The organism is Enterococcus sp. HY326 (assembly GCF_026157065.1).
GTDB lineage: Bacteria > Bacillota > Bacilli > Lactobacillales > Enterococcaceae > HY326.
The window spans coordinates 1-16,349 of the sequence record NZ_JANLGQ010000006.1 but is presented as its reverse complement, the minus strand read 5'-3'; the positions used below and the strand labels follow the sequence as shown (position 1 = coordinate 16,349).

Here is a 16,349-nt window from a genome sequence, read left to right as displayed (position 1 = left end):
ATGAGTAAACCATTCAAAAAAGACGGCCACACCCATACCGAATATTGCCCCCACGGCAATGTGCAGGATGTCGAAGAGCTGATTCAAAAGGCCATTCAGCTGGACTTTAGCGACTACAGCATCACCGAACACGCTCCGTTACCGCCGGAAATCATGACGACGCAAGCCGCCGGTAATCCCGAAGTCTGGACAACTGCGGCGATGGCGTTAAACGACGTCGAGCATTATTTTAAAAAAATGCAGCTGCTGAAAAAAAAATATGCCAGTGATATTCAGCTTCACATTGGCTTTGAGCTGGACTATTTTGACGCTGCCCAAGACTGGACGACTGATTTTTTAAATGAATACGGCCCTTTAACCGATGACGGCGTTTTGTCTGTGCATTTTCTGCCGGGGAATGGTGGCCTTTGGGGAATTGATTATTCCTTTGAAGAATATAAACGGGGAGTTGTCGATTCCCTCGGGAGCTTTCAGGCAGCTCAAGAGTTGTACTATCAAAAAGTGTTGGCTTCTTTACAGGCAGACTTGGGTCCCTACAAACCAAAGCGCTTGGGTCATATCACCCTGTGTCAAAAATTTGAAGCACTCTTTCCAGAGGAAACCAATTTATCCTTGGAAAGCCTTCAGCTGATTCAAGAATTATATTTAAACATCATGCAACAGGGCTACGAACTAGACTTGAATACGGCGGGCTTTGACAAAGCCGCCTACGGTAAAAGCTACCCCGGCCCCGGCTTAATCAAGCAGGCCTTAGCCTTGCGAATTCCTTTAGTGTACGGCTCAGATGCCCACAGCTTTCAAGAGGTTGGCCGTTATTATGATAAGGTCGCTGAAGTTTTAATGTAAACGAATTGCAGACAGGATAGAGAAATTTGGAGCCATGCTGGCTTTTTTATCGACAGCCTCCAAAATTTCAAGCTATCCTGTTTTTTTATCACAAATAAGTTTTATTTTTTTCCTAATTTTTCTTGTGAAAATTGATTCTATATTTAATTATTGAGATAATGACGCCTACAGGCTATAATGAACTTGAATGGAGTGATTTGCTATGAAAGAATTAACCAAACGTGAAAGACAAATTATGGAGGTCTTTTGGCATGCTGGCGAACCCCTGTCAATTTCAGATGCCCACAATTTAGCCAGCGACATCAGTAAAAATACGATTGCCGCTGTCATCAAAAAATTATTTCAAAACGAGCTGCTGAAAATTGATTCTGTCGGCTACAGCGGAACTGTTTTGACCCGCAAATATTTGCCGACGGTTAGCGAAGAAGCCTTTGTGGCCCGGGAAATGTCCCAAGAATCTCTTTCCAATTTAGTCGCTAATTTTATTGACAGCTCACCAGATTTAGCTTCACTAGGCGAGTTGGAGGATATGATTAATAAAAGAAAGAGTCAGCTAGAAGAAGGCGGTGACTAGGGTGCGTTTCTCCCTTTCATCCTTTCTGATTTCACTACTTTTTGTCGTGATTCTGGTCTTGATGCTGCAATTTATTCTCTGGAAGAAAAAAAGCATCAAGGTCATCCGCAGCGATTTTATTTTCGGACTCTTTCTGATTATTTTCCTACGCTTGATTTTGCCAATCGAATTGCCGACCACGATTACTTTAAAATCCGAGCATGTGATGCCGGCGATTTTCACCTTTTTCCAAACGGAATTTTCCATCGCCGGCCAGTCTTTTTCTGTATTGACGCTGACTTTGGTCCTTTGGGGCATCGGTACAGCAGTGGGCCTATTGAAAATGTACCGCAGCCATCGGCAACTGCGGCGCACAGTTGGCCGCTTTAAACAAACACTCCCCCTTGAGGAGCTTCCCTTCCTTGACGCCAAGGATTTTCAGTTTCTCAAAAAGAAACAGATTCCCCTGATTCAATCAGAGGTCATTTTTTCCGCGATGGCGGTAGGCATTTTCAAGCCGAAAATTATTCTCTCGAAAAAAGTCCCTCTAGACAGTCCTGAGCTGAAATATATTCTAAAGCACGAAATTCAGCATCTCCGCAACCATGATATTTTATTTAAATATCTGTTGGATGTTTTAACTGCCATCTACTGGTGGTTTCCTTTTATCTATTTGTTGCGGCGCCAGCTAAATTTGATTATTGAACTACGGGTGGACAATCAAGTTACTAAAGCGCTGCCTCAGACCGAATATTTTGCTTATGTCGAGTCTCTGGTTGCCGTCGTCAAAACGTTGGCCCCCGCCGCTGACAAAAAAGCAGCAGACAAGGCGGTCTATTTTTCTCAGGGTTCTCGCAACGTTTTGTATAAAAGAGTCACCTTTTTATTAGAAGGCTATGAAATCAAGCGCACAAATTATGCTTTGCTGGCGATTTTAGGCGTGATTATTTTAGCGACCACCTCCATAATTTTTGAGCCCTACAACGATAATAGCGCCGCTTTGGATGGCACCCTCAGCTTGGACGACCTCAGTGATCTTGATGCATACCTGCTCCACACAAAAGACGGTAAATATTATTTATTTTACAACGGTGAAAATTTAGGGGAAATTTCTGACACCAATCAGGATTTTTTTACCAATTTACCAATTCACGAGGACAATTAAAAAGCCTTTATCTCCTTCAAGGACAACTTGAATAAGATAAAGACTTTTTTATTTTTAAAGCTTTTTTGGAGACAACAAAGGCTGCGGAAAAACGCAGCCGCAAAAAATGTTCATCGCAGCATTTAACTGGTTTTAGCATTTTCATAAATGATAAACGCTACATGGGTCGGGACTTCTAATTGATTGCTGATAATCCGCACCGCCAAAATCTCATCTTCAGTATTGCGGATGATGGTGTGAACCTTCAGCATACTAGCCTGGTTATCCAACAGGGACGCAATCAGACTTTTTTCCTGCGCTTCTTTTCTGAAATAATTAATCACACTAATCAGTGCAACAACTAAAAAAATAATTCCCAAAAATTCTAGCATCAAAATCTCACCCGCTTTCTAAACAAGCCTTCATCCTACTTCATTTATCAAGAAAATCCAACTCATCATCAGAAAAATCCATTGTTTTTTAGCAACTGCTTACAAACCCATTATACGGTATAAATTTATCGTGTCAATATTAACTGATATTTTTAGCAATCTAAGTTAGACTGTTTAGGGAAAATTTAAGCAGTCAACATTTCCCAAGCTCTTACATTTCTTAAAAATAAGTTTACCTGAACGTTCATGTTAATCTGTCCCTTAGGTTATTAACTAAATGAATGCAAAAAGCTTCTCTTTAAATTTTGACTTTCAACTTAACTTCTTATAAAAAAATTGGCATGATTCGTTTTAAACTTTTCATTTTTAAACCAGACAACTTGTGCTAAAATAAAAGATGTTCGGACATATTGTAAAAGAGAGGGGCGGTTCGATGGGTATTAGCAAGTATCAAGCCATCGCCGATGATTTAAAGAAGAAAATAATCCAGGGGGAATATGCTTTAGATGCAGCCATTCCGTCTGAATTGCATCTGCAAAAAAATTATGCCGTCAGTCGGCACACCGTGCGCCAAGCGATTGCCTTATTAGTCAACGAAGGCTATCTGCGGGCTGAAAAAGGTTCGGGAACTTATGTCGATAATGCCTATTTAGCGCCGGCAGCCACAATACCTGTAAAAGAAAATAAAACATTTGGTGTCATTATCACCTATTTATCTGATTATATTTTTCCATCAATTATCCGCGGATTAGAAAAAACTTTACGACAGCAGGGCTACTCCTTATTATTAGCCAGCACCAACAATGACCATCAGCAGGAGCGGGAATGTTTAGAAAAAATGTTGGATTACGGTGTGCAGGGGTTGATTATCGAACCCACCAAAAGTAATCAATACAATCCTAACATCGCCTTGTATGTCAAATTGCGGGAGCAAAAAATTCCGATGGTCATGATCAATGCCGCCTATGAAGAATTAGCGCTGCCTTCCCTTTGTGTTGACGACACACAGGCGGGCTTTTTAGCGACAGAGCTATTGATTAAAGAAGGTCATCAGCAGCTGCTTTTTATTGCTAAGATTGATGACTTGCAGGGGAAATATCGGCTAAAAGGCTTTATTCAAGCCTGTGAAACCTATGATGTGCTCTTTGCTTCCGAGGATATCATCACCTACACAACTGAAACCCGTAAAGAAATTTATCAGCAGGTGTTAACCCGCCTCAATCAAAAAGCCGTTACGGGTATTATTTGCTACAATGACCAGATTGCCAGTCGTCTATTAGACGTTTTGGAGGAGCAGCACTTCCAAGTGCCCCAAGCAATTTCACTGATTGGCAATGATAATGCCTCCGTCAGCAAGGTCGGCAAAGTAAAATTAACCACACTGGAGCATCCAAAGGAAAAAATGGGCGTGGATGCTGCCAACTGGCTGATTCAAGCCATTGAAACTCAGCAGGAGCCGCCGAGCATCCTTTATGAACCAAAATTAATTAAGCGGGATTCGACGAGAAAAATTAGATAAAAAATTTTTAAGGCAACTGTTCTCAGCTGCCTTTTTATTTGTCCGTACAAAATAAAAAGAAATTGTTTACATGTACGTACAAATATTTTATAATAAAAGTGAATTTAAGGGAGGGGATTATCATTACGACGCAAGAACAAATTGCCACCGCAAAATTGAATATTATTGATGGCAACACGGCCTTAGGAATTGAATTTGGCTCAACACGGATTAAAGCGGTCCTGATTGGAGCGGATTTCACCCCGATTGCTTCTGGTAGTTACGAATGGGAAAATCAATTGGTGGATGGTGTCTGGACGTATTCGCTTGACGAAATTTGGAAGGGCTTACGCCAGAGCTATCGGAAAATGGCGGCGGAAGTCTTTGAACTTTATGGTGAAAATCTAGTAACTATCGGTTCGATTGGTTTTAGTGCAATGATGCATGGCTATCTGGCTTTTGACCAAGAAGACAATCTGCTGGTGCCCTTTAGAACTTGGCGCAACTCGATGACCGGTGAAGCGGAGGAAAAATTAACCGCAGCCTTCCAATACAACATCCCGCAACGTTGGAGTATCGCTCATTTGTATCAAGCCATTTTAAATCAAGAGGCGCATCTAGCGAAGTTGGATTTCTTCACAACTTTAGCCGGCTACATTCATTGGCAGCTGACTGGTGAAAAAGTTTTAGGTATTGGGGATGCTTCCGGCATGTTCCCGATTGATAGCAAAACGAAGAATTTTGCCCAAGACAAAGTGGCCATTTTTGAAAAATTAGCCGCTGAAGCTGGATTTAGTAAAAAATTAAATGACCTCTTACCAAAAGTTTTGGTTGCCGGCGTAGACGCTGGTCACCTGACAGAGGAAGGAGCTTATCTTTTAGACCCGACTGGTACTTTGCAAGCCGGAATTCCTCTTTGTCCCCCTGAAGGCGATGCCGGCACGGGTATGGTGGCGACCAACAGCGTGGCTCAGCGCACCGGCAATGTTTCAGCGGGAACCTCTGCCTTTGCGATGATTGTCTTAGAGGAAGAAATGCAAAATGTTCATCCGGAAATTGATTTGGTAACGACGCCAGCTGGTGATTTAGTGGCGATGGTTCACACCAACAATTGTTCCTCAGAGATTAATTCTTGGGTCAAGCTCTTTAAAGAATTTCTCGACAGTCTCGGTTTAGAAGTCAGCATGGATAAACTGTACACGACTTTATTTAACAAAGCCCTCGAAGGTGATCCCGACTGTGGCGGTCTGATGTCCTTCGGTTACCATTCCGGTGAAAATATCACCGGCGTCAATGAAGGGCGGCCATTATTTGTCCGCACGCCGGAAGGCAAATTTGATTTAGCGAACTTTATGCGCATGCACTTATCAAGCGCTTTTGGTGCGATGCGCATCGGTATGGAGATCTTAAAAACAGAACACATTAAAATCGATAAATTAGTTGGCCACGGCGGTATTTTCAAAACGCCTGAGGTTGGGCAGCGGATTTTAGCCGCTGCAATGGAAGCGCCGGTGACGGTGATGGAAACCGCTGGCGAAGGCGGAGCTTGGGGCATTGCTATTTTAGCCGCCTACTTGAAGAATGCCCAGCAGGATTTAGAAAGCTTTTTACAGCAGCAGGTTTTCGCTGAGAGTGCTGGTGTCACCATCACACCGACCGAAGCTGACTTAGCCGGCTATACAACTTTTGTGAAACGCTATGAAACGGCTTTGCCGATTGAAAAAAAGGCAATTGACTATCTGAAATAAGTTTTAAAGGAGGTTTTTAAACAACATGTTAGAGCAACTAAAAAAAGAAGTTTTTCAGGCCAATCTTGAATTGCCCAAACACGGATTAATCAAATACACTTGGGGCAATGTTTCAGCGGTTGACCGGGAGCAAAATTTATTTGTCATCAAACCCAGCGGCATCGATTACGATACGATGCAGGCTAGCGACATGGTCGTCTGCGACTTTGACGGCAAGGTTGTAGAAGGAAAATTAAATCCTTCTTCTGATACCCCGACCCACGCCGTCCTCTATAAAAAGTTTTTAGAAATCGGCGGCATCGTCCACACCCATTCCACTTGGGCCACAGGTTGGGCGCAAGCGGGCGTCGACTTGCCGGCTATGGGAACAACCCATGCTGATACTTTTTATGGCAGCGTCCCCTGTGCTCGTTTTTTAACACAGGCGGAAATTGATGCCGGCTATGAAACTGAGACCGGCAACGTGATTGTTGAAACCTTTAAGGAACGCAACATTCAACCGCTAGAAATTCCCGGTGTCCTTTTGCACGGCCATGCCCCATTTACCTGGGGCAAAGATGCCAATGCCGCTGTGATGAACGCCGTTGTATTAGAAGAAGTTGCCAAGATGAATTTCATCGCCCGCCAGATTAACAGTTATGCACCAGAGCTACCACAACGGATTTTAGACAAGCATTACTTGCGTAAGCACGGGGAAGATGCATATTACGGACAAAAATAAAATCATATAAAGGAGATTTATCAGATGTTATCAATTGGAAAAAAAGAATTTTGGTTTGTCGTAGGTTCCCAACATTTATACGGCGAAGAAGCTTTAAGAGAGGTTAAAAATCATGCAGAGGAAATGGTTGCTTCGTTAAATAAGAGCGGCAAGCTGCCTTATCCTGTCGTTTTACAAGAGCTAGCAGTAACACCTGCTGTTATCACTAAAATCATGAAGGAAGTCAACTATCGGGATGAAGTCGCCGGTGTGATTACGTGGATGCACACTTTCTCACCAGCGAAAAACTGGATTCGCGGCACCAAATTATTGCAGAAGCCTTTGTTGCACCTCGCTACCCAATACAACGAAAGTATTCCTTGGGCAACGATTGACATGGACTTTATGAACTTAAACCAAGCAGCTCACGGGGACCGGGAATATGGCTTCATCAATGCCCGCCTCCAAAAAAATAATAAAATCGTGGTCGGCTTCTGGCAATCGGAAAAAGTTCAACAGCAAATTGCCGAATGGATGGATGTCGCTGTTGCTTATAACGAAAGTTTCAATATTAAAGTAGCCCGTTTTGGCGACAACATGCGCAATGTTGCCGTGACGGAAGGAGACAAAGTTGAAGCGCAAATTCAATTTGGCTGGACTGTTGATTATTTTGGCATCGGCGATTTAGTCCAATATGTCAATGACGTAACTGAAGCGGAAGTCGATACTTTATTTGAACAATACAAAGAATTGTACGATTTTGATTACACTGATTATGATCAAAAAACTTGGGAAGACCATGTCAAAGTCCAAGCTCGCCAAGAAATCGGCCTGCGCCGTTTCTTAGAAGCCGGCGATTACACTGCCTTTAGTAGCAACTTTGAAGATTTATATGGCATGCAACAATTACCAGGCTTAGCTGTCCAACGTTTAATGGCAGAAGGCTATGGCTTTGCCGGTGAAGGCGATTGGAAAACAGCTGCCATTGACCGTTTGCTAAAAATTATGGCTCACAACAAAGCGACTGGCTTTATGGAGGACTACACTTACGAATTAACACCTGGAAAAGAAGCCATTTTGCAATCCCATATGATGGAGGTTGACCCTGTTTTAGCCGCCAACAAACCAAAAATTGTTGTCGCTCCGCTTTCCATGGGGGATCGGGAAGACCCTGCCCGTTTAGTCTTTGACGGCATGACTGGCGAAGGTGTGGCGGTTTCGATGGCCGACTTTGGTACGAACTACAAATTATTAATCAATGAAGTCGATGCCTTTGAGCCAACAGAGGCCGCACCAAAATTACCGGTGGCCCGCATCATGTGGACACCACGACCAAACTTCCACGACGGCGTACAATCTTGGATTGAAACCGGCGGCGGTCATCACACAGTCGTTTCACTAAGCCTGACTTCAGACCAAATTGAAACCTGGGCAAAATTAGTCGGTTTAGAATTTGTAACAATTAAATAAAGGACATCTAAAAACCGCTGGTAAATAAATGCCAGCGGTTGTTTTGTTCTTTTAATTCTCTAAGGCCGCCAATTTCTCTAAGGCCGGCCCACTCACCCGAAAAATTCGCCATTCGTCCATCGCCACAGCCCCCATCTTTTGATAAAAATCAATCGACGGCTGATTCCAATCCAACACAACCCACTCAAAGCGGCCGTAATTTCGTTCGACAGCTAAGTTTGCCAAGTAAGCTAAAATCTGTTGGCCAAAGCCGGTTCCACGAAACTCCGGCTTCACAAATAAATCCTCCAAGTACAAACCCGGCTTACCGACAAACGTCGAAAAATTAGTAAAAAATAGAGCAAACGCCACCGGTTGTTCCTCGACTTCACCGATAATCACCTCGGCCCGCTGCTTTTCAAATAAATTTTCCCGCAACAGCTCTTCTGTAGCCGTCACATCCGCCAGCATTTTTTCATAGACTGCCAATTCTTTGATAAAGTTTAAAATCAAGGGCACATCCTGCTCCGTTGCCCTTCTAATGACCATTTGTGCCATACCTAACTCCTTCAACTACTCATTTTTATTTTAACCAACTTATAAAATCGTCTAAAACTCGTTTATAAAATAACCTCAGAATACTGCCGTAGCCTTCAACTTTTTTTGAATCCCAATTAATTTGACTCAGCAGCCTCTTTAGTCGCTATTTCTGTTACATCACCCGATTAAAATGTCGCAGCGCCAATACTTCTACCACCTGACCGGCAATAATCACCCAAAAAGCAATCATCAAGACTCTCTCCAAAGAAATAGTGACATTCATCTCCGGCAAAAACAACAGTATCCCTTGGGCCAAAGCGACAATCACAATCAAACCTTGAAAATAGCCATTGGCAATTCGGCTCGCTCTTTTTTCAATTTCCAACCAGCGTTCATCCCCCTTTGCCGGCATGCGGAGACGGTAATAATGACTGTAAAAGTAAACAACTAATAACACTAAAGTAATACTTAAAATAATGATTTGCTCCATTGTTTGCCCTCCTAATTAGTTTGTTATCATGTTTAAAGATTAATCAAAAAATCTGTGATAAACGAAACCAGTAGGCTCAGTAAAGCACCAATTACCCCCGCTGCCAGAACAATTAAAGATTTTTCCAAAAAATATTTTTTTCGATTCCGCTGTTTGCGAATGTCATCTAAATCCGTTTTGCCATCAGTAAAAGCAACGATTTCTCTGAATGTCTTAATATCATTTTTCTTCTTTATCTTTTCAACCTTCATGGCAAAATACATACTGATGACCCATAAGATGCCCAGTGGAAGATAACCCCACACTCCCCAGATAGTAATGCTAACAATTCCTACGACAATAGCAGCCAACAGAAAAAGCCCCATCAATTTCCCATATCTATCCATTTCATCATTTTGAATCATACGCCGCATTTGATCCACGTCTCCCTTCACTAATTCATCTAAAGTGACGTCAAAGAGGACGCTCATCAATAACAAATTATGAACATCTGGATAGCTGTGCTCATTTTCCCAGTTGGAAATAGTTTGGCGGGAAACATAAATTTTCTCCGCTAAATCCTCTTGGGAAAGCTGATCACGGTCCCGTAATTTCTTAATTTGTTGACTGAGGTTCATCTTCTTCATCCCTTCGATTTCAGCTTAGTTGTTGGAGGAGTTTTTGACTAGCAAAGGTCTTTATCATGGGCGATTTTTCGTTGTCAAAAGTCTTTATCAACGAAAAAGCAGCGTTATATCAAGCTTTTTAATTTTCTTCATTATCCCGATTAATCAGGTGCAGAATTTCAGCTCCTTGATACTCGGCCAGCTCTTGTAACACTGCTGGCCGCAAAAGTTCAATCTGTTTCAAAGGCAGCCATAGAATCGTTTGCTCCTGGGGCTCAGTGCTGCGGTATTGTTTCTGATAAGGAACGCTCCCGCGATAAATAAATAACAATTCATGAAAGCTATCGTCCTCAATATCAAAGAAATTCTCAACAATTGCCATCAGACTAAGGTCGCTGACCGGCTGCTGCAATTCTTCGAAAATTTCCCGTTTTAGACCAGCCACTGAATTTTCGTTAAATTTCAGCCGACCCCCGGGGAGTGACAACCGACCATTAGGAAAACGGCTGACCAAAAGCTGACCCTCGTGTTCGAGCCACGCCGCCACTCGAATATTTAGTTTTCCTTCTGGTAAAGAGACCGTCAAATCGTTAGGAATTTTCATCAAAGAACCATTCTAAGACCCGCTGAATCCATTGGTCCCAAAAAATCCAATTGTGTTCGCCGGGTCCCTCCTCAAAAGTATGGGCAACGCCTAGTTTAGTCATTTGGCCAGACATTCCGGCACTCGCTGCATAGAGAGGGTCTTCAGTTCCGCAGGCCAGAAAAATGCGGGGAATGTCCTGACCGCTGGCTACTAATTTATTCAATAAATATAAAGGGGCATTGTCACTATTGGCCACCTCATCTAAGGGGCCAAAGATACCCTCCCAATAATTCCGGGGACGAACCTCCAGCATCTGCTCCATTTGCAGACCTAAAACAACTGCTCCTGAAAGAGAAGCTACGGCCGCGAAGTTTTCAGGCTTTCTTAAGCCAAGTTTTAAAGCCCCATAACCTCCCATTGACAGTCCAGCCGCATATGTTTTTTCCCGTTTAGTAGAAATCTGCGGAAACAGCTCATGAACAATCTCTGGCAATTCCTCCGCAATAAAAGTCCAATAGTTCATATCATAAGTCGTGTCAGTATACCAGCCCAAATCAGTCGAAGGCATCACCACGGCAATCTGATAATCCGTCACATAGTGCTCGATTGACGTGCGTCGGGCCCAAACGCTGTGATTGCCGTTCATGCCGTGAAGCAAATATAATACCGGGACATCCTCATTGGCCCCAAGACTGCTGCTGCCGATTTTTTTCTCCGTCTTTTGCGGCAATACTACATTGATCATGACTTCCATTTCTAAAACATTTGAATAAATATTGGCTTGTAAAAAGGCCATCTCAACCACTCCTTTTGTCTTATGCAGCTCCAAGCGTCAGCTTTTCAGCCGCTTTAAGAGTTGCTTGCTTTCATTTTTTGTTTTTGCTGATACAACATAACGACTGCGATAGCAACTGCCACCATCACTAATCCAGTCAGAAAAACTCGATGCAGTCCACTGAATAAAATTTCCCGCAGTGGTGTCAGCATTTCCTGGGGCAATTCTTTAGCAGTTTGTGGATTAACCAACTGATTCATCAAATCACTTTGCGAATCAAAGCCTTTTTGCGCTAAGCCTTGCGCCGTGGCTTGATTGATTATCAAGCCAAAAACCGAAACCATTACCGTCTGACCAATCGTCCGCACTAGCGTATTAAAAGAGGTCGCCACCCCTAAAGATTCCGGCGGCACGCTACTTTGGACACTGACAGTCGCCGTTGTGATGGTTATTCCAAAACCTAAGCCGATGACTGCTGAAATCACTAAAAAGAAATTATAATTACTATAGGCAGGCAAAAAGAATAAGCCAAACCCACCAAGCGCCACTAGAGTCAGCCCTTGAAGCAAAATTCGCTGCTCAGAAAATTTACTCAGCCAGCGCCCCGCTAAAAATGAGCCCGCCATCCACAGAATCGACATCGGCGCTAAGGCGAGTCCGCCGATTGCCGCACTGATACCTAAAACTCCCTGCATCCACATTGGAATATAAACATCAATCCCAATTAAATAGCCGCTCACCAATGCAGCAACCAAGTTAGCCGCCACAAAAAGCGGGCTTTTAAATAACCCTAAAGTAATAATTGGATCTTCCGCTTTTTTCTCCGCTCTTAAAAATATCGCAAAAGCTAAAATGGCAATCACAAATAAAAACAACACACTCACAGATACACCGTTTTCCAACTCTTGAAATCCTAGTAGCAAACTAAACAGCGTCACTAATAGCGTTATTGTTCCCACAACATCGACCCTTTTGGCCGTTCGAGGAACTTTTTCCTCCTGTAAAAATAAATAAATTAGCCCCAGCAGGACTAAACCAATCGGCAGATTAATAAAGAAAATCCAATGCCAGCCGATTGTGTCGACAATCAGGCCACCGGCTAATGGCCCAAGAACACTAGAAATCCCCCAGGCTGCATTGTTAAAGCCTAAAACCTGTGCCCGCTTTTCCACAGTATACATATCAGCAATAATTGTCAGAGCCACCGGCATAATCGCTCCGGCACCGATTCCTTGAATCGCCCGTGCAATAATCAGCGTCAGCATTGTGTTGGACAAACCACACAGAGAAGAACCTATAATAAAAATCAAAATACCCAGCATAAAAATCGGTTTACGACCGACCTTGTCTGCCAATTTTCCATAAATTGGTGTCATCATCGCATTGGTTAATAAATAAACTGAGAATACCCAATTCATAATTTCCAAACCATCTAAAGAGCCGACAATTGTCGGCATTGCCGTCGTGACAATTGTCCCTTCAATCGCCGTCATAAAAGTCGCCACAAAGACACACACAGTGACTAAGGGGACATTGGTTTTTCTTGCCATTTCCTTCATTACTCCCTTATTTAGACTATCTCTTTGATTGTATCAGAAAAAAGCCATACAACTCCACTTAAAAAAAATTTATCATAAGCCAATCAGTCTTCAGTTGCCAACTTAATTTTTTCTGGCAGTCGTTTCACTGTTGCAGATTTGCCGACTTTTCTCAAAAAATAAAAAGAAGGCCCAGCTTGAGCCAGTACCTTCTCTTTTCAAATCAATATAAAAATATTTTTTTCGGCTCAACTACTCGCCAATGCTCTCTCTTAAGCCCGCTACCTTGTCCAATTTTTCCCAAGGCAAATCAATATCTGTGCGACCAAAGTGACCGTATGCGGCTGTTTGCTTGTAAATCGGCCGCTTTAAGTCCAGCATGTCAATAATGCCGGCTGGACGCAGGTCAAAATTCTCCCGCACCGCTTCAATCAGTTTACTTTCAGGCACAGTGGATGTTCCAAAAGTATTGATTGAAATCGAAACCGGCTGCGCTACACCAATCGCATAGGCCAGCTGAACCTCAGCCTTTTTAGCAAAACCGGCTGCCACAATATTCTTGGCAATATAACGGGCGGCATAACTTGCCGACCGATCGACTTTAGTAGCATCTTTCCCAGAAAAAGCGCCGCCGCCATGACGGGCATAGCCACCATAAGTATCGACAATAATCTTGCGGCCAGTTAGACCAGCATCCCCCTGAGGTCCGCCGATAACAAAGCGTCCCGTCGGATTTATAAAGTATTTTGTCTGCTCATCCAATAAATGAACTGGAATCACATCTTTAATCACTTTTTCAATAATATCATCATGAATCGTTTGATTGTCCACCTGTTCATCATGCTGAGTGCTAATCACAATCGTATCAACTCTTTGCGGCTGACCAGCCTCATCGTACTCAATCGTCACCTGCGACTTAGCATCTGGGCGCAGATAATCCAACTCGCCAGTCTTACGCAACTCCGCCAACCGGCGAACTAAACGATGGGATAAAGCAATCGGTAACGGCATTAATTCCGGTGTTTCATCGACCGCAAAACCAAACATCAAACCCTGGTCACCTGCACCAATCAAATCTAACGGATCACCAGTTGTTCCCCGTACTTCTAAGGCTTCATCAACCCCTTGGGCAATATCTGGAGATTGTTCATCAATGGCAACTAATACGGCAACCGTGTCCCCGTCAAAGCCGAACTTGGCCCGCGTATACCCGATTTCATTAATCGTTTTACGGACAACTTTTTGAATGTCCACATAAGCACTTGTAGATATTTCACCAAAAACTAGCACTAAACCCGTAGTGACGGATGTCTCACAGGCGACCCGTGCATCGGGATCCTTTTCTAAAATCGCATCTAAAATTGCATCACTAATTTGATCGGCAACTTTATCTGGATGTCCTTCAGAGACAGATTCTGAAGTAAATAAATGTCTTTCTGTCATGAGTTATTCCCCCTAAAATTTTTCGGTTACAAGGCATCTTCGCAGTGCGAATCCTTTCGGGAACTTGCAACGATACCTAGTATAGCAGAAAGCTTCGGAAAACCCTACAGAAATCAATGCAAATTTCTTATCCAATCAAAAAGCCTCCTGCGCTATGAGCGACAAGAGACTAAAAATTAGTTTTGAAAATTATTTTATTTCTCACCACAAGTGTTAACGACCATTACATTATTCCATGTAAAACAAGTGAAGATGAACAAAAAAATTTTCATATTCTGCTTTTATAAGTTCTTAACTACCAGTGTGGGAAACAACTTCAAGATTGTAGCCATCCGGGTCAAAAATAAAAGCCGCATAATAATTTTCATGGTATTGCGGTCGCAGTCCAGGTCCACCATTATCAACGCCGCCTGCCTTCAATGCCGCAGCGTAAAATTCCTCCACCTGTTGACGACTCCCACCAAAGGCCAAATGAATAGGGGAAACATCGCCTTTTACAATCCACAAATCACCGCCGCTTTCAGCGCTAAAGCAGACACCATGGGGCATTTCAATCTTTACTTGATAGCCCAAAGGTTTCAAAGCCTCTTGATAAAACTCTTTACTCTTTGCTAAATCACTCACACCAATACTCAAATGATCAATCATATGCGTTCCTTCTTTCTTAACTACAGTTATTTTCTCAAGTATAACAAAAACAACTCAAAAAAAGAAAGCGGATACTTTAAAACGCAAAAAAAAGACTGCAACTAAAGCAATCTTCGAAGTGACCCGTACGGGAATCGAACCCGTGTTACCGCCGTGAAAGGGCGGTGTCTTAACCGCTTGACCAACGGGCCGAATATTAATAATGGGCCTAAATGGACTCGAACCATCGACCTCACGCTTATCAGGCGTGCGCTCTAACCAGCTGAGCTATAGGCCCCAAACAAATGAAGTAAAGCGGGTGACGAGAATCGAACTCGCGACAACAGCTTGGAAGGCTGTGGTTTTACCACTAAACTACACCCGCAAAAAAATGGCGCGGGACAGAATCGAACTGCCGACACATGGAGCTTCAATCCATTGCTCTACCAACTGAGCTACCGAGCCATAAAAAAAGCGGTCTGGACGGGACTCGAACCCGCGACCTCCTGCGTGACAGGCAGGCATTCTAACCAGCTGAACTACCAAACCGTTTTAAAGGGTGATACGTACTTTTATTAAAAAGTAATTGCGGGAGCAGGATTTGAACCTACGACCTTCGGGTTATGAGCCCGACGAGCTACCAGACTGCTCCATCCCGCGATAATATTAAAAAAGGAGGATAAGGGATTCGAACCCTTGCACGGTTTTACCCGCCTGACGGTTTTCAAGACCGTTCCCTTCAGCCGGACTTGGGTAATCCTCCAGCAATGACCCGTACGGGAATCGAACCCGTGTTACCGCCGTGAAAGGGCGGTGTCTTAACCGCTTGACCAACGGGCCTAAAAAAATAAAACGGAGAAGGAGGGATTTGAACCCTCGCGCCGGTTTCCCGACCTACACCCTTAGCAGGGGCGCCTCTTCAGCCACTTGAGTACTTCCCCAAGAAAAATAATGGGCCTAAATGGACTCGAACCATCGACCTCACGCTTATCAGGCGTGCGCTCTAACCAGCTGAGCTATAGGCCCAAATTAATAAAACTAAAGCGGGTGACGAGAATCGAACTCGCGACAACAGCTTGGAAGGCTGTGGTTTTACCACTAAACTACACCCGCATGGCGGTCTGGACGGGACTCGAACCCGCGACCTCCTGCGTGACAGGCAGGCATTCTAACCAGCTGAACTACCAAACCAATATTAGTTTTATTAAGTTGTACTTTTGAAAGTCAAAAGTAATTGCGGGAGCAGGATTTGAACCTACGACCTTCGGGTTATGAGCCCGACGAGCTACCAGACTGCTCCATCCCGCGATAATATTAAAAAAGGAGGATAAGGGATTCGAACCCTTGCACGGTTTTACCCGCCTGACGGTTTTCAAGACCGTTCCCTTCAGCCGGACTTGGGTAATCCTCCAGCA

The 16,349-nt window shown here is 43.5% G+C and carries 16 protein-coding genes, 14 tRNA genes and 1 riboswitch; of the genes, 7 read left to right on the top strand and 23 right to left on the bottom strand.

Annotated elements, in window-relative coordinates; translation table 11 throughout:
• From hisJ to ORH16_RS14615, 3 genes are all read left to right on the top strand, one after another.
• Entirely contained in the window at positions 1 to 846 is an 846-nt protein-coding gene (gene hisJ / locus ORH16_RS14625) for a histidinol-phosphatase HisJ (RefSeq protein WP_265459588.1), read from the top strand.
• Between the two features lie 202 nt (positions 847 to 1,048).
• Positions 1,049 to 1,420: a BlaI/MecI/CopY family transcriptional regulator gene (locus tag ORH16_RS14620; RefSeq protein ID WP_265459587.1), complete on the top strand. Its 372-nt coding sequence runs from the start codon at positions 1,049 to 1,051 to the stop codon at positions 1,418 to 1,420.
• 1 nt (position 1,421) lies between these two features.
• The gene (locus tag ORH16_RS14615; RefSeq protein WP_265459586.1) at positions 1,422 to 2,564 is read left to right on the top strand and encodes a M56 family metallopeptidase; all 1,143 of its coding nucleotides are present in this window, start codon (positions 1,422 to 1,424) and stop codon (positions 2,562 to 2,564) included.
• 122 nt (positions 2,565 to 2,686) lie between these two features.
• Here ORH16_RS14615 and ORH16_RS14610 read toward each other — a convergent pair whose 3' ends face one another.
• Entirely contained in the window at positions 2,687 to 2,935 is a 249-nt protein-coding gene (locus ORH16_RS14610) for a hypothetical protein (RefSeq protein WP_265459585.1), read from the bottom strand.
• A 439-nt stretch (positions 2,936 to 3,374) separates the two neighbouring features.
• Between ORH16_RS14610 and ORH16_RS14605 the strand changes: the two genes are divergently transcribed.
• The 4 genes from ORH16_RS14605 (at position 3,375) to araA (ending at position 8,351) form a co-directional block, all read left to right on the top strand.
• The gene (locus tag ORH16_RS14605) at positions 3,375 to 4,454 is read left to right on the top strand and encodes a GntR family transcriptional regulator (protein ID WP_265459855.1); all 1,080 of its coding nucleotides are present in this window, start codon (positions 3,375 to 3,377) and stop codon (positions 4,452 to 4,454) included.
• Positions 4,455 to 4,594: 140 nt separating this feature from the next.
• A complete protein-coding gene (locus ORH16_RS14600; RefSeq protein WP_416207872.1) occupies positions 4,595 to 6,181 on the top strand; it encodes a xylulokinase in 1,587 nt (528 codons plus the stop codon).
• Positions 6,182 to 6,206: 25 nt separating this feature from the next.
• Entirely contained in the window at positions 6,207 to 6,902 is a 696-nt protein-coding gene (locus tag ORH16_RS14595; RefSeq protein ID WP_265459584.1) for an L-ribulose-5-phosphate 4-epimerase, read from the top strand.
• Between the two features lie 24 nt (positions 6,903 to 6,926).
• Positions 6,927 to 8,351 carry an L-arabinose isomerase gene (gene araA / locus ORH16_RS14590; protein WP_265459583.1) on the top strand — a complete coding sequence of 475 codons (1,425 nt, stop codon included), beginning with the start codon at positions 6,927 to 6,929 and terminating at the stop codon, positions 8,349 to 8,351.
• A gap of 51 nt (positions 8,352 to 8,402) precedes the next feature.
• Here the strand turns inward: araA and ORH16_RS14585 are convergent, their stop codons facing one another.
• From ORH16_RS14585 to ORH16_RS14480, 22 genes are all read right to left on the bottom strand, one after another.
• Entirely contained in the window at positions 8,403 to 8,888 is a 486-nt protein-coding gene (locus tag ORH16_RS14585) for a GNAT family N-acetyltransferase (protein WP_265459582.1), read from the bottom strand.
• A gap of 154 nt (positions 8,889 to 9,042) precedes the next feature.
• A complete protein-coding gene (locus ORH16_RS14580; protein ID WP_265459581.1) occupies positions 9,043 to 9,360 on the bottom strand; it encodes a hypothetical protein in 318 nt (105 codons plus the stop codon).
• Between the two features lie 32 nt (positions 9,361 to 9,392).
• A complete protein-coding gene (locus ORH16_RS14575) occupies positions 9,393 to 9,977 on the bottom strand; it encodes a helix-turn-helix domain-containing protein (RefSeq protein WP_265459580.1) in 585 nt (194 codons plus the stop codon).
• Positions 9,978 to 10,104: 127 nt separating this feature from the next.
• Positions 10,105 to 10,569: an NUDIX hydrolase gene (locus ORH16_RS14570; RefSeq protein ID WP_265459579.1), complete on the bottom strand. Its 465-nt coding sequence runs from the start codon at positions 10,567 to 10,569 to the stop codon at positions 10,105 to 10,107.
• Positions 10,556 to 11,347: an alpha/beta hydrolase gene (locus ORH16_RS14565; protein WP_265459578.1), complete on the bottom strand. Its 792-nt coding sequence runs from the start codon at positions 11,345 to 11,347 to the stop codon at positions 10,556 to 10,558. The genes ORH16_RS14570 and ORH16_RS14565 overlap by 14 nt, the downstream gene beginning before the upstream one ends.
• 53 nt (positions 11,348 to 11,400) lie before the next feature.
• Positions 11,401 to 12,876: an MDR family MFS transporter gene (locus ORH16_RS14560; RefSeq protein ID WP_265459577.1), complete on the bottom strand. Its 1,476-nt coding sequence runs from the start codon at positions 12,874 to 12,876 to the stop codon at positions 11,401 to 11,403.
• Between the two features lie 240 nt (positions 12,877 to 13,116).
• Positions 13,117 to 14,307, bottom strand: a complete 1,191-nt coding sequence (metK, locus tag ORH16_RS14555; RefSeq protein ID WP_265459576.1) for a methionine adenosyltransferase — start codon at positions 14,305 to 14,307, stop codon at positions 13,117 to 13,119.
• Positions 14,305 to 14,382: riboswitch (SMK box riboswitch) on the bottom strand. It overlaps the preceding gene by 3 nt.
• A 216-nt stretch (positions 14,383 to 14,598) precedes the next feature.
• Positions 14,599 to 14,955, bottom strand: a complete 357-nt coding sequence (locus ORH16_RS14550; protein ID WP_265459575.1) for a VOC family protein — start codon at positions 14,953 to 14,955, stop codon at positions 14,599 to 14,601.
• Between the two features lie 119 nt (positions 14,956 to 15,074).
• Positions 15,075 to 15,146, bottom strand: a tRNA-Glu gene (locus ORH16_RS14545).
• A 12-nt stretch (positions 15,147 to 15,158) separates the two neighbouring features.
• Positions 15,159 to 15,232, bottom strand: a tRNA-Ile gene (locus ORH16_RS14540).
• A 16-nt stretch (positions 15,233 to 15,248) separates the two neighbouring features.
• Positions 15,249 to 15,319, bottom strand: a tRNA-Gly gene (locus ORH16_RS14535).
• A gap of 7 nt (positions 15,320 to 15,326) precedes the next feature.
• Positions 15,327 to 15,399: transfer RNA gene (locus tag ORH16_RS14530), tRNA-Phe, on the bottom strand.
• 10 nt (positions 15,400 to 15,409) lie between these two features.
• Positions 15,410 to 15,483, bottom strand: a tRNA-Asp gene (locus tag ORH16_RS14525).
• A 37-nt stretch (positions 15,484 to 15,520) separates the two neighbouring features.
• Positions 15,521 to 15,594: transfer RNA gene (locus tag ORH16_RS14520), tRNA-Met, on the bottom strand.
• A gap of 13 nt (positions 15,595 to 15,607) precedes the next feature.
• A tRNA-Ser gene (locus tag ORH16_RS14515) sits at positions 15,608 to 15,697 on the bottom strand.
• Positions 15,698 to 15,702: 5 nt separating this feature from the next.
• A tRNA-Glu gene (locus ORH16_RS14510) sits at positions 15,703 to 15,774 on the bottom strand.
• Between the two features lie 13 nt (positions 15,775 to 15,787).
• Positions 15,788 to 15,875: transfer RNA gene (locus ORH16_RS14505), tRNA-Ser, on the bottom strand.
• A gap of 11 nt (positions 15,876 to 15,886) precedes the next feature.
• Positions 15,887 to 15,960: transfer RNA gene (locus ORH16_RS14500), tRNA-Ile, on the bottom strand.
• A 16-nt stretch (positions 15,961 to 15,976) separates the two neighbouring features.
• A tRNA-Gly gene (locus ORH16_RS14495) sits at positions 15,977 to 16,047 on the bottom strand.
• A 1-nt stretch (position 16,048) separates the two neighbouring features.
• Positions 16,049 to 16,125, bottom strand: a tRNA-Asp gene (locus ORH16_RS14490).
• Between the two features lie 43 nt (positions 16,126 to 16,168).
• Positions 16,169 to 16,242: transfer RNA gene (locus tag ORH16_RS14485), tRNA-Met, on the bottom strand.
• A gap of 13 nt (positions 16,243 to 16,255) precedes the next feature.
• Positions 16,256 to 16,345, bottom strand: a tRNA-Ser gene (locus ORH16_RS14480).
• Positions 16,346 to 16,349 lie beyond the last annotated feature (4 nt).

Coding starts and splice junctions, on each gene's coding strand:
- hisJ (WP_265459588.1), top strand. CDS start 1: ATGAGTAAACCATTCAAAAAAGACGGCCACACCCATACCGAATATTGC.
- ORH16_RS14620 (WP_265459587.1), top strand. CDS start 1,049: ATGAAAGAATTAACCAAACGTGAAAGACAAATTATGGAGGTCTTTTGG.
- ORH16_RS14610 (WP_265459585.1), bottom strand. CDS start 2,935: ATGCTAGAATTTTTGGGAATTATTTTTTTAGTTGTTGCACTGATTAGT.
- ORH16_RS14595 (WP_265459584.1), top strand. CDS start 6,207: ATGTTAGAGCAACTAAAAAAAGAAGTTTTTCAGGCCAATCTTGAATTG.
- araA (WP_265459583.1), top strand. CDS start 6,927: ATGTTATCAATTGGAAAAAAAGAATTTTGGTTTGTCGTAGGTTCCCAA.
- ORH16_RS14585 (WP_265459582.1), bottom strand. CDS start 8,888: ATGGCACAAATGGTCATTAGAAGGGCAACGGAGCAGGATGTGCCCTTG.
- ORH16_RS14580 (WP_265459581.1), bottom strand. CDS start 9,360: ATGGAGCAAATCATTATTTTAAGTATTACTTTAGTGTTATTAGTTGTT.
- ORH16_RS14575 (WP_265459580.1), bottom strand. CDS start 9,977: ATGAACCTCAGTCAACAAATTAAGAAATTACGGGACCGTGATCAGCTT.
- ORH16_RS14570 (WP_265459579.1), bottom strand. CDS start 10,569: ATGAAAATTCCTAACGATTTGACGGTCTCTTTACCAGAAGGAAAACTA.
- ORH16_RS14565 (WP_265459578.1), bottom strand. CDS start 11,347: ATGGCCTTTTTACAAGCCAATATTTATTCAAATGTTTTAGAAATGGAA.
- ORH16_RS14560 (WP_265459577.1), bottom strand. CDS start 12,876: ATGGCAAGAAAAACCAATGTCCCCTTAGTCACTGTGTGTGTCTTTGTG.
- metK (WP_265459576.1), bottom strand. CDS start 14,307: ATGACAGAAAGACATTTATTTACTTCAGAATCTGTCTCTGAAGGACAT.
- ORH16_RS14550 (WP_265459575.1), bottom strand. CDS start 14,955: ATGATTGATCATTTGAGTATTGGTGTGAGTGATTTAGCAAAGAGTAAA.